11 protein-coding genes are annotated in these 11508 nt (G+C 76.5%); all 11 read left to right on the forward strand.

What is annotated here, in order from left to right; genetic code table 11:
• From AB0G10_RS13230 to AB0G10_RS13280, 11 genes are read left to right on the forward strand one after another with little or no spacing between them, the layout of a single operon-like run.
• A complete protein-coding gene (locus AB0G10_RS13230) occupies nucleotides 1–1428 on the forward strand; it encodes a hypothetical protein (RefSeq protein WP_360919540.1) in 1428 nt (475 codons plus the stop codon).
• On the forward strand, nucleotides 1425–1910 hold the full coding sequence (locus AB0G10_RS13235) for a phage tail protein (RefSeq protein WP_360919543.1): 486 nt from the start codon (nucleotides 1425–1427) through the stop codon (nucleotides 1908–1910). The genes AB0G10_RS13230 and AB0G10_RS13235 overlap by 4 nt, the downstream gene beginning before the upstream one ends.
• A 58-nt stretch (nucleotides 1911–1968) precedes the next feature.
• The gene (locus AB0G10_RS13240; RefSeq protein WP_360919545.1) at nucleotides 1969–2169 is read left to right on the forward strand and encodes a hypothetical protein; all 201 of its coding nucleotides are present in this window, start codon (nucleotides 1969–1971) and stop codon (nucleotides 2167–2169) included.
• Nucleotides 2166–2831 (forward strand): LysM peptidoglycan-binding domain-containing protein, encoded by a 666-nt coding sequence (locus AB0G10_RS13245; RefSeq protein ID WP_360919548.1) that lies wholly within the window; start codon nucleotides 2166–2168, stop codon nucleotides 2829–2831. The genes AB0G10_RS13240 and AB0G10_RS13245 overlap by 4 nt, the downstream gene beginning before the upstream one ends.
• Nucleotides 2828–3973, forward strand: coding sequence for a hypothetical protein (locus AB0G10_RS13250; protein WP_360919551.1), 1146 nt, complete (start codon nucleotides 2828–2830; stop codon nucleotides 3971–3973). The genes AB0G10_RS13245 and AB0G10_RS13250 overlap by 4 nt, the downstream gene beginning before the upstream one ends.
• Nucleotides 3974–3975: 2 nt before the next feature.
• On the forward strand, nucleotides 3976–4584 hold the full coding sequence (locus tag AB0G10_RS13255) for a phage baseplate assembly protein V (protein WP_360919554.1): 609 nt from the start codon (nucleotides 3976–3978) through the stop codon (nucleotides 4582–4584).
• Nucleotides 4584–4982, forward strand: a complete 399-nt coding sequence (locus tag AB0G10_RS13260; RefSeq protein ID WP_360920735.1) for a PAAR domain-containing protein — start codon at nucleotides 4584–4586, stop codon at nucleotides 4980–4982. The genes AB0G10_RS13255 and AB0G10_RS13260 overlap by 1 nt, the downstream gene beginning before the upstream one ends.
• 8 nt (nucleotides 4983–4990) lie before the next feature.
• Nucleotides 4991–5401: a GPW/gp25 family protein gene (locus AB0G10_RS13265; RefSeq protein ID WP_360919557.1), complete on the forward strand. Its 411-nt coding sequence runs from the start codon at nucleotides 4991–4993 to the stop codon at nucleotides 5399–5401.
• Complete coding sequence (locus AB0G10_RS13270) at nucleotides 5398–7512, forward strand: hypothetical protein (RefSeq protein WP_360919560.1); 2115 nt, start codon at nucleotides 5398–5400, stop codon at nucleotides 7510–7512. The genes AB0G10_RS13265 and AB0G10_RS13270 overlap by 4 nt, the downstream gene beginning before the upstream one ends.
• Nucleotides 7496–9571: a putative baseplate assembly protein gene (locus AB0G10_RS13275; protein WP_360919562.1), complete on the forward strand. Its 2076-nt coding sequence runs from the start codon at nucleotides 7496–7498 to the stop codon at nucleotides 9569–9571. The genes AB0G10_RS13270 and AB0G10_RS13275 overlap by 17 nt, the downstream gene beginning before the upstream one ends.
• Nucleotides 9568–11505, forward strand: coding sequence for a hypothetical protein (locus AB0G10_RS13280; RefSeq protein ID WP_360919565.1), 1938 nt, complete (start codon nucleotides 9568–9570; stop codon nucleotides 11503–11505). Before AB0G10_RS13275 ends, AB0G10_RS13280 begins: the two co-directional genes overlap by 4 nt.
• Nucleotides 11506–11508 lie beyond the last annotated feature (3 nt).

Genomic DNA, 11508 nt, shown 5'->3' on the forward strand with positions numbered 1-11508 from the left:
ATGACGGCGACGACCTTCCCCGGCTGGGACGTCGCGCTGCGGCCGGCGCCCGGCGCGCCGGGCCCGCTGCGCACCGACATCGCCGGGTTCGCCGGCCGGGCGCCGCGCGGGCCGGCCGGGCGGGCGCTGCTGGTACGCGACCTCGCCGAGTTCACCCGGGTGTACGGCGCCGCCGACGGCAGGGCGAACCTGTGCCCCGCGGTCGCCGGGTACTTCCGCAACGGCGGCGACCTCGCGTACGTCGTGCGCGTGCTCGGCCCCGGGGCCCGGCCGTCCCGGGCGGTCCTGCCGTGGGAGGGCGGCCCCGCGGTGACCGCCACCTCGCCCGGCACCTGGGCGGACGACCTGCGGCTGACGGTGACCCGCCGGGTCGTGAGCGGCGGCCGGATCAGCTGGAGCGTCGAGGCCCGGCCGGTGCGCGGCCCCGCCGAACTTTCCCGCGGCACCGGGCTCGGCGAGGCGCTCGCGGCCCTGACCCACGTGCGGGTCGACCCGGCCGGCCCGGCCGGCACACCGGTCACCGCGGTACTGACCGGCGGCGCCGACGGCGACCCGCCGGGCATCGAGGACTACCGGGCCGCGCTGCGCCCGCTGCTGGAACAGCCCGAGGTGGCGTTCCTGTCCCTGCCCGACCTGTGGGGCGACCTCGGCGACGCCGCCGTGGCCTTCGTGGCCGAGCTGGCGCCGCAGGTGCACGCGACCGTCGACCGCCTGGTGCTGCTGGACCTGCCGGCGGCGGCCAACGCCTCGACCACGGCGGCGCTCACGGCGATCCGCGCGCTCGACCGGGCCGTGCCGGCGCCCGGGTCCCGGGCCGTGGCGATCTACCACCCGTGGATCGTGGCGGGAGGCCCGGACGAGCAGCCGGGCACCGCACCGGCCGCGATCCCGGCCAGCGGGCACGTCGCCGGGCTGGCCAGCCGGCTGGACCGGGAGGCCGGTCCGCTGCGCACCCCGGCGAACGCGCCCCTGGTCGACGTCGTCGACGCGGCCGGTGACACGGTGAGCCGGTCGGCGCTCGTGGACAACCGGGTGAACCCGATCCGGGCGCTGCCCGGGCGCGGGCTGCAGGTGTGGGGCGGGCGCACCTTCGACCCGGCGCCGCAGGCCCGGTTCGTGGCGCACCGCCGGCTCGTGCACCGGCTGGTACGGGCGGCGCGCCGGGCCGCCGAGCCGCTGGTGTTCGAGCCGGACGGCCCGGAGCTGCGGCTCGCGCTGACCCGGGCGGTCACGACGGTGCTGCTCGCGGCGTTCCGCTCCGGCGCCCTGCTCGGCCGCTCCCCCGCCGAGGCGTTCGAGGTGCGCACCGAGTCCGGCGACGGCCGGGCGGTCTGCGACGTCCAGTTCGCGCCGGCCGACCCGATGGAGTTCATCCGGATCCGGCTCACCCTGGGCGCGGAGGGGCGGCTGGAGGTGGTCGAGCGGTGAGCTACCCGCTGCCGAACTTCCGCTTCGCGGTGACCCTCGACCCGGTCGACGCGTACGTCCCGCCGGAGTCGCCGACCTCGCCCCGGCTCGTCGCGGCCGGCTCGTTCACCGAGGTGACCGGGCTGACCGGCGACCTCGAGGTGCTGGCCCAGCCGGAGGGCGGGCGCAACGACTACGTGCACCAGCTGCCGGTCCGCTACAGCTGGGGCCGGATCACCCTGAAGAAGGGCCTGATCCGCAACCGCACGCTCTGGGACTGGTTCCGGTCCGGGCTCACCGGCTCGCTCGGCGCCCGCCGCGACGGCGCGATCCTGCTGCTCGATCCGGACGGCCGGTTCGCCGTCACCTGGGAGTTCCGGGCCGCGCTCGCCGCCAAGTGGATCGGGCCCGCACTCAACGGCCAGCAGGGCGCCATCGCCGTCGAGGCGCTGGAGATCGTGCACGAGGGCCTCAACCAGATCATCGACACCGGGAGCAGCTGATGCCAGAACATCGACACCGCGAGCAGCCGATGCCGGACATCGACACCGGGAGCAGCTGATGGCGGACGTCACGATCGAGCGGCTGGCGATCACGGTCGAGCTGGACGGCGACGGCGCGGACGCGCACTTTGCCCGGCTGTTCGAGCGGCACGTCGAGCGCTGGTGGCGGGCCGAGTGCGCCCGCACGGCGGACCGCCGGTTCGCCGAGCACGAGCGGCTGCTGCCGGACAGCCTGCCGGGCCCGGGTGGCCGGCCGTGAGCACCGCGACGCCGGTCACCGCGGCCGACACCGGGCTCCGCGACGCGCACCTGGAGATCGTCGACCCGGCCACCGACCCGAAGGTGATCCCGCTGCGCTTCAACCCGGCCGAGTACCGGCTCAAGAAGTCGCAGACGTTCGCCGAGATCGCCATACCGGGCCTGGCCGCGCCGCCGGTGCAGTGGGTGCGCGGCGGCCTCGCGACGCTGAGCTTCGACGCGCTGCTGGACACCTCACACACCCTGGAGGACGTCGACGCCGCGTACGTGAACCGGCTGCGCGCCCTGCTCGACCCGGACGCCAAGCTGCACGCCCCGCCGATCGTCGCGTTCGTCTGGGGCCGGCGCCGGTTCACCGGGGTGCTGGACGGCATCGACATCGCGTACCAGCTGTTCGACGCGGCCGGGGTGCCGCTGCGCGCCAAGGCCGGCATCACGCTCAAGGAGTATCGGCCGGTGGCCGTGCAGTTGCGCGAGACCCGGCGCAGCTCTCCCGACGTGGAGAAGACCTATTTGGTACGGCGGGGCGACACGCTCCCCGGCATCGCGGCGGCCGTCTACGCCGACCCGGCCCGCTGGCGGGAACTGGCGGTGGCCAATGGGATCAGCGACCCGCGTACGCTGCGCCCCGGTCTTTCCCTGCTCGTGCCGAGGCTGCGATGACCGCGCCGGGCCGGTCGACGCTGCGCCCCGGCCTGTGGGACTCCTACTACGCGCCGGAGTTCCTGGTCCGCGTCGACGGGCAGCCGCTGGACCCGGCGACCAAGGGCGACGTGCTGCAGATCGGCGTGATCCTGGACGAGAAGCAGCCCACCGCGTTCACGCTGAGCGTCAGCGACTGGGACGACGCGCGGCTGGCGTTCAAGTACAGCAGCAGCACCACGTTCGACCCGGGCCGCAAGGTGAGCATCGACCTCGGCTACGCCGGCAAGCTGGTCCGGGTCGTCAACGGCGTCGTCACGTCGCTGAGCCCGCGCTTCCCCGAGTCCGGCGCGCCGACGCTGGCGGTGGGCGGGCAGGACCGGATGCGGCAGATGGCCAACCACCAGCCCGGCCCCGGCGACCCGAAGATCCATTGGGACACGACGGACGGGGAGATCGCCCGGACCATCGCGGGCCGGTGGGACATGCGCACCGACATCGACACCAGCGGGCCGCGGCACCGCCGGGTGGTGCAGAAGAACCAGGACGACGCGACGTTCCTGATGGAGCGCGCCAAGCGCATCGACTTCGAGTTCTTCGTCGAGGTCCGCGACGGCACCGGCGAGGAGGTGCTGCACTTCCATCCCCGCCGGGACGGGCGCGACGCCGCCGCGCTGCGCGTCTACCAATTCGAGTGGGGCCGGAACCTGATGAGCTTCAGCCCGCGGCTCACCACCGTCGACCAGGTGACCGAGGTGACGGTGCGCGGCTGGGACCCGCGCACCAAGAAGCCGATCGTCTACACGGCGCGCAGCAGCGACCTGCCGTCCAGCGCGGCCGGTCCGCGCAGCGGCCCGGCCAACGCCGGCAAACGGTCCGCCGAGGTCATCGTCGACAAGGTGGTGCTCTCCGAGGAGGAGGCCCGCCGGCTGGCGACGAGCCGGTTGATGGAACGCGCGAACCAGTACACCGCCGGCACCGCGCAGATCATCGGCATGCCGGACATCCGCCCGGACGACAACGTCGACATCGGCGGCGTCGGCAGCCGGTTCTCCGGGCGCTACCACGTCACGAAGGTGACGCACAGCCTCGGCTCGGCCGGGTTCACCACGTCGCTGGAGCTGGACCGGCCGGTCGCCGGCGCCACCGAGGGCAGGGGGTAGCCATGCCGCCGTCACGGTCCCGGGCCACCACGGCCGACCGCCCGTTCTACGGCGTGGCCGAGGCCATCGTCGCCGAGGTCGAGGACCCGGAGAAGGAGTGCCGGGTACGGGTGCGGCTGCCCTGGTTCGACGACGGCGAGCTCAGCGACTGGTGCCGGTGCGTGCACGTGCTGGCCGGCAACGGGTACGGGGCGACGTGGACGCCCGAGGTCGGCGACGAGGTGCTGGTCGGCTTCGTGCACGGCGACATGCGCGTGCCGGTGGTGTTCGGCGGGCTCTACAACGGTGCCGACAAGCCGCGCTCGCCGCGGACCGCCGGCCGGAACCGCAAGACCCTGCGGACCAAGGCCGGCCACGAGGTGGCCCTCGACGACTCCCCCGGCTCGGAAGCGGTGGAGGTACGCACCGCCGCCGGTCACCGGCTGCTCCTCGACGACACCGCGAACCGGATCACCCTGGAGATCGCGAACGGGCCGAGCGTCGTGCTCGACCAGGCCGGCGGATCCATCGTGCTCAAGGGCACGTCGATCACGCTGGAGGCGACCACCATCACGATCTCCGCCGGCGGCACCCTGGACGCCAAGGGCCGCCCGATCCAGCTGAACTCGTGATGCCCGGCGCCGCGCGAGCCCAGGACAGCGTGACCGGCACGGACACGCACATCGTGCTGGTGCCGAACCCGGCCGGCGCGGTGCCGACGCCGCTGCCGCACCCGTTCAGCGGCACCATCGTCCAGGAGGCCTCCCCCGACGTGCTCATCAACGGGCGGCCCGCCGCCACGGTCGGCAGCGTGGCGCTCAACCAGCCACCGCACGTGCCGACCCCGCCCGGCACGTCGTTCGCCCGGCCGCCCGCCAACCGGGGCACGGTGGCGCTCGGCTCGGCGACCGTGCGGATCAACGGGCGGGCCGCGGCCCGGACGGGCGACCCGGTCCGGACCTGCAACGACCCCGCCGACCTGCCGGTCGGCGCCATCACGTCGGCCTCCGCCGACGTGCTCATCGGGTAGGGAGCGAGATGACGTCCGACGACTTCCGCGGGACCGGCTGGCGTTTCCCGATCGTGCCGCTCGCCGGCGGCGGCCTCGGCTACTCCCGCGGCGACGACAACATCACCGACTCGTTGCTCCTGCTGCTGCGTACGGCGGCCGGCGAGCGCGTCATGCGCCCGGAGCTCGGCACGACCGTACCCGATCTGATCTTCGAACCGGGGAGTGAGCAGAACCGGTTCCGCCTCGAACAGGTCCTGCTCGACACGATCCGCCGGTGGGAGCCCCGCGTCGAGGTCGAGTCCGTGGTGGCCGGCCCGGTGTCGGTCGGCGACGGCGTGGCCGAGGTCGCGGTCACCTACCGGATCCTGCGCACCAACACCCGGCGCAACCTGGTCTTCCCCTTCTATCTGGCCGACGGCGGGGCGGTGGAGCTGTGAGGATCCCCGAGCTGACCCTGGACACCCTGACCTGGCAGGAACTCGTCGACATAGCCCGGCGGGCCGTGCCGGCCGCGTCCGGCGGCACCTGGACCCTGCACGCCCCGGTCGACCCGGGCATGACCCTGGTCGAGCTCTACGCCGCGCAGCTCGAACAGCGGCTGTTCATGCTCGATCAAATCCCGGACACCCTGGTCCGGGCCGTGATGCGGCTGCTGCTCGGCGACGACGCCGGACCCCGCCCGGCGGTGCCGGCCACCGCAGTGGCGGCCCTGGACGCCGCCGAGCCGGTGGCCGTGCCGGCCGGGACGGTGCTGCGGACCCGCGTCGACGGCCGCCGGCTGACGCTCACCACCGCGCACCCGGCGGTCGCGGTACCCGGCGCCTCGCTGACCGGCCTGGTCGTGTCCGGGGTGGAGCGGCTGCCCGAGCTGCGGGCCGGGCGGCCGGTCGCGCTGCTGGGCCCGGACGGCCGGGCCACCGCGCGGCTGCGGATCACCGCCGGGGCGCCGGCGGCGGAGCATCTTCTGTACGTGCGGGTGGTGGCGCCCGGCGCGATGCCGCAGGGACCGGACGAACTCGGCTGGATCACCGGCGACGTCGAGCGGGTCCTGCTCGGCGCCGACGGACATCCGGTGCCGGCGGACCGGCTGGGAGCGCTGGCCGGGGCGGTTCGCTGGCGGGTGCGGGACGACGCGGCGACCTGGCCGCTCGATGTCCTCGACGGCACCGGCGGCCTGCGGGTCTCCGGTGTGGTGCGGTTGCGCCCGGCCAGCGGACGGACGTTCCCGGCCGCGTTCACCCTGCTCGTCGACGATCCGGGCGCGTCCGCGGCGCCGCGCATCGCCGCGGTGACGCCGAACGCGGTCGTGGTGCGGCACCGCCATCCGGCGCCGGTGCACCGGCACAAGGTCACCGACGCGCTGCCGCTGCCGGGCCGGGAGATCACCCTGATGGCCTATCCGAACGGCGACGAGCCGCTCGACCGGGTGATCGACGACCCGGCGCTGGTCACCGTCACCGTGCACGGCCCGGACAGCTCGGACGGCTCGGACAGCCCGGACGAGACCTGGCAGCCCGTCGCCGACCTGGCGTTCGCCGGACCCGGCGACCGGGCCGTCGCGGTGGACCGGGCCACCGGCCGGCTGCGGTTCGGCGATGGCACGGCGGGGCGCATCCCGCGCTGGATAGCGGGCAGCAAGGTCGTGCTGGGCTACCACCTCGGCGGCGGCGTGGTCCCCGAGGCCGGGCCCGGCACCGAACTGGAGATCGTGCGCGGCAGCGTGGCCCCCGAAGCCGGCAGCGGGCCGGCGGACGGCACCGGGCCGGCGGACGGCACCGGGCCGGCGGACGGCACCGGGCCGGCGGACGGGCTCGGGCCGGCGGACGGGCTCGAAGGTGTCACCGCGCGGACCGTGACCCGGCTCGGCGGTGGCCGGGACGGCGAGACCGCGGCCGAGGCCCGGGATCGGACCGCCGCCGAGCTGGCCCGGGCGACCCGGGCGGTCACCGCGGCCGACATCCGGGAGCTGCTCACCGGCGTGCCGGGGGTGCCGATCGCCCGCGTGCACGTGCGGGCCGGCCACGACCCGGCGCACCGTGACGCCGTCGTGCCGGACGCCGTGACCGCGTTCTGCGTGCCCGCCGCGCACCGCGACTCCCCCGAGGACCTCACCGCGCGGCCCGCCCCGGACCTGGACCCGGTGTCGCTGCGGGCGTTGCGGACCGCACTGCACCCGGCCCGGCTGATCGGGTCCTGCCTGATCGTGCGCGGGCCCGCGTACCGGCCGGTCGACGTGCGGGCCGAGCTGGCCGTGCCGGGCGGCGACCCGGATCGGGTCCGCCGGCGCGCCGCCGAGACGATCCGGCGGCTGCTCGACCCGGTCGGCGGCGGGCCGGGCGGGGACGGCTGGCCGTTCGGGGCGGCGCTGGCCCCGCCGGATCTCGTGGCGGTGCTGCAGCGCGTCCTGGGCCGGCAGGCCGAGGTGATGCGGGTGGCGGTCCGCGACACCGGAGCCGAGGACTGGACCGACTGCGATCCGCTGCCGCTGCGTCCGTACGAGCTGCCCTCGGTGACCGTCGTGGAGGTGAACCGTGCTGTGGTGGCGTGACACCGACCGGCCGCCGGACCCGGATCTCGAGCCCGTCGACGAGTTCCCGGCGCTGCTGCCGGCCGGCAGCCGGGCGATCCGGGCCGCGATCGTGGCGCGGATCAGCGGCTACACGCCGGACTGGTCGGCCGGGGCGGGCGGCGGCGCGGCCGCGGACGCCGGCGTCGCCCTCGTGAAGGTGTTCGGCGAACAGGCCGCCCCGGTGTACGAGCAGGCGAACCGGCTGCGGGAGAAGTTCCGCCGCGAGCATCTGCGCATCGCCGGGGTGCAGGGCCGGGACCCGGGCGTGGGCCGGGTGACGCTGGTCCTCACCCTGCTGGAGGCGGCGCCGGAGTCGGTGCCGATCGCGGCGGGCGCCCAGTTCACCGCGGCACCGGCGGGCGGTGCCGGCGAGCCGGTGGTCTTCGAGACCGAGCGGGAGCTGTTCGCCACCCCGGCCCGGCCGGCCGCGCTGGTCGTCGAGGCCGGCACGGCCGCCACCGCGTACGCCGCCGCCGAGGTCGGCCCGGCCACGCCGCTGCTGATGCTCGGCGCCCCACCCCGCCCCGGCAACGCCCTGTGGCTGGGACTGTCCGGGCCGCTGCCGTACCCGAGGCTGGCCTTCGAGATCGACCTGGGTGAGATCGTGATCGCCGCCCCGGAGGAGCCGTCGCTGCGCTGGGACCTGCTCACCGGCGCCGGCCCGGTCACCACCGACGTGCACCTGGACCGGACCGCCGGGCTGCGGCGGACCGGCGTCGTCGAGGTCGCGACCCGCCGGGACTGGACGCCGCTGCCGCACCCGCTGCTGCCGACCTCGACGCTGCCACCGCTGCGCTGGCTGCGGGTCAGCATCCGCAGCGGCCGCTACGACGAGCCGCCGCGGCTGGCCGCGATCCGGCTCAACGCGGTCGCGGCGTCCGGCGCCGAGACGATCCGCGACGAGGTGCTGGAGCCGGTCGACGACCCGGGCGAGGCCGGCACCCGCCGCTACCGGCTGGCCCGCACCCCGGTGCTGCCCGGCACGGTGAGGGTGCTCGTCGACGCCCCGGACCCGGCCGACCTGTTCGACCTGGGACCGGCGCAGGCCGGAGGATCGGCGCCGGCCGGAGGATTGGCGCAGGCCGGGACATCGACCCCGGCCGAGGGATCGGTGCCGGCCGGAGGATCGGCGCCGGCCGGCGGACCGCCGGTGTGGACCGAGGTCGCTTCGCTGGCCACCAGCCGCCCGTACGATCATCACTTCGTCCTCGACCCGGCCGCCGGCGTGCTCACGTTCGGCGACGGCGTGCGCGGCGCCGCCGTGCCGCCGGGGTTCCGGCACGTCCGGGCGGTGCGCTACCGCGTCGGCGGCGGCCTCGCGACGGCGTTGCCGGCGCACGCCGGGCCGGTGCCGCGGACTACGGTGCCGAACCTGTCGGCCGTCGACAACCCGCGCCCGGCCACCGGCGCCGCCGACGCCGAGGGGATTCCGTCGATCCTCGCCCGCGGCCCCGCCCTGCTGCGGTCGAGGAACCGGGCGGTGACCGCCGGCGACGCCGAGGTGCTGGCCCGCAGCGCCCCGGCGCACGTGGCCCGGGTGATCGCCCTGCCCGGCGCCGGAGAGCTCACCCTGCTCGTGGTCGGCTCGGACGGCTCACCGCCGGTGCCGGACGCGCGCGTCCTCGACGCGGTCACCGCGCAGCTGGCCGGCGGCCGGCCGCTGGTGGCGCTCGGCGCCCGGGTGGCGGTCCGGCCGGCCCGGTTCACCGAGGTGGAGGTGGAGGTGGCGGCCCGGCTCGACCCGGACCGGGACCAGTCCGAGCTGGTGATCGCGATCGGCCGGGCCGTCGACGCCCACCTCGATCCCGCGCACGGCGGTGAGGACGGGCACGGCTGGCCGCTCGGCGTCCCGATCGGCTACCGGCGTCTCGTCGCGGCGATCGCGGCGGTGCCGGGCGTGCTCTCGGTGTCCCGGCTCGTCATCGCGGTGGCCGGCCGGTTCTCGGCGCCGTGCCGGGACGCGCCGCTGCCGGCCGGCACGCTGCCGTGGCCGGGACGGCACCTGGTGATCCCGCTGACCGGGGAGGAGAACCCATGACCGGCACGTCGTTCCGGCTGCTCGACGCGCGTACCGGATGGCAGGCCGCCGCGGCCGCCGGGCTGGACGGCCTCACCGACCCGGCCGGGATCCGGCTGGCCGGCGTGGTGTCGCTGCCCGGCGCGGTGCACCTCGGCGACCTGGCCCGGCATCTGCCGCCGGCCCGGGCCGCCTGGGACCGCGCGGGCCGGGTGGTCGTGGCCGGCCGCGACCGGCTGCGGACGCTCGACCCGTGCACCGGCGTGCTGCACGAGGCCGAGCCGGCGGGCCGGCCCGCCGCGGTCGCCGCCGACCGGGACACCCTGCTGGTGGCCGACCGCGCCTCCCGGACGGTGTGGCTGCTGCGCTCCGCCGGCCGCACTCCCCTGCTGCGCTCCGCCGGCCGCACTCCCCTGCTGCGCATCCCGGTGCCGGGCCGGCCCCGCCTGGTGTCGTTCGTCCCGGGCGGGTTGATCGCGGTGGTCACCGAACGGCCGGACCGCCTGCTGCTGGCCGGCCTGGACGGCATCGTGCGGCGCGTCCGCGACCTGCCGGGCGCCGGCCAGGCCGCCGAGCTGGGCCCGGTCCGCACGGCCCGCGGGGAGGAGCTGCTGCTGTCGTTCCGGGTGCAACCGGGGTGGCGGCGGCTGCTGCGCGTCGACCGGGCCACCCTGGCGCTCGGCCCGGTCGACCTGGGCGGGCTGCGGGCCGCGCCGCGCCCGGTCCGGCTCACCGTCACCGACGACGAGCGGTGGACGATCAGCACGCCGCGCGGCGCCGCGATCACCGTCGACGGCTACGGCGAACCGGCCGGGCCCGCGGCCGGGACGGGCGCCGGCAGCCGGTACGCGACCGAGGGCCGGCTGCGCACCACCGCGCTGGACAGCGGCGTCGACGACAGCACGTGGCACCGCGTCGTCATCGACGCCGACCAGCCGCCCGGCACCTGGGTCGAGGCGCGCGCCGCCACTGTCGCCGGCGCCGAACCGGACCCGGAAACCGGCTGGCAGCGGATCACCACGACCGAGGCGCTGATCCGGCAGCCGCCCGGCCGGTTCCTGATCCTCGAGCTGAGCCTGCACGGCACCGGCGCGGCCACCCCGCTGGTGCGCCGGGTCACCGCCGAGTTCGGCCGCTCGACCAGCCTCGACAGGCTGCCGGCGGTGTACCGGGACGACCCCGAGGCGGCCGACTTCACCCGCCGGTTCCTGTCGCTGTTCGACGCCTCCCTCGACCAGCTCGACGACGTGATCGAGCACGCGCCGCTGATCCTGCACCGGCCGGGTCTGCCGCCGCACGCGATCGGGGCGCTCGCCGGGCTGCTCGGCATCCGGCCCGACCCGGCATGGCCGGCCGGTGCCACCGCCCGGCTGCTGGCGGCGTGGCCGCGGATCTGGCCGCGGCTCGGCACCCCGGCCGCGCTGCGCGCCGCCGTGCAGGCCGTGTACGACGTGGACGTGCTGGTCGACGAGCCCGGCCGGGACCGCCCCTGGGGTGCGGTCGGCGCCGCCGCGCTCGGCGGGGTACGGCTGTTCGGCGCCGGCCGCTCCGGGATGCGGCTGGGCAGCGGCCGGCTGGGAACCGGGCGCCTCGACGAGCGGGCGGGCGTGATCGCGGCGGCGTACGGCAGCGGCGCCTTCCGCTGTGTCGTGCACGTCCCGGCGTCGCTGCCCGACGCCTCCCGTCCCGGCCTGGCCGCGCTCGTGCGATCGCTGTTGCCCGGCCACGTCGCCGTCCGGATCCGGTACGCCTCCCCGGCCATGGTCGTGGGCCGGCCGTGGCGGGTCGGCGTCGACACCCGGCTCGGCCGACCGGCACCCGGGGTGCTGGGCGGTCCGGAGCGGCACGCGGTGATCCTGCGCCGGCGGGGACCGTTGTCGGCCGGCGCGTCCGGTGGCGCTGGCGTGACGGTCGGACGACGCCTGTTCGCTGGAATCACCTCGATGGTGAGGTGATCA

Source organism: Actinoplanes sp. NPDC023714, from assembly GCF_040639855.1.
In the GTDB taxonomy this organism is placed as follows: domain Bacteria; phylum Actinomycetota; class Actinomycetes; order Mycobacteriales; family Micromonosporaceae; genus Actinoplanes.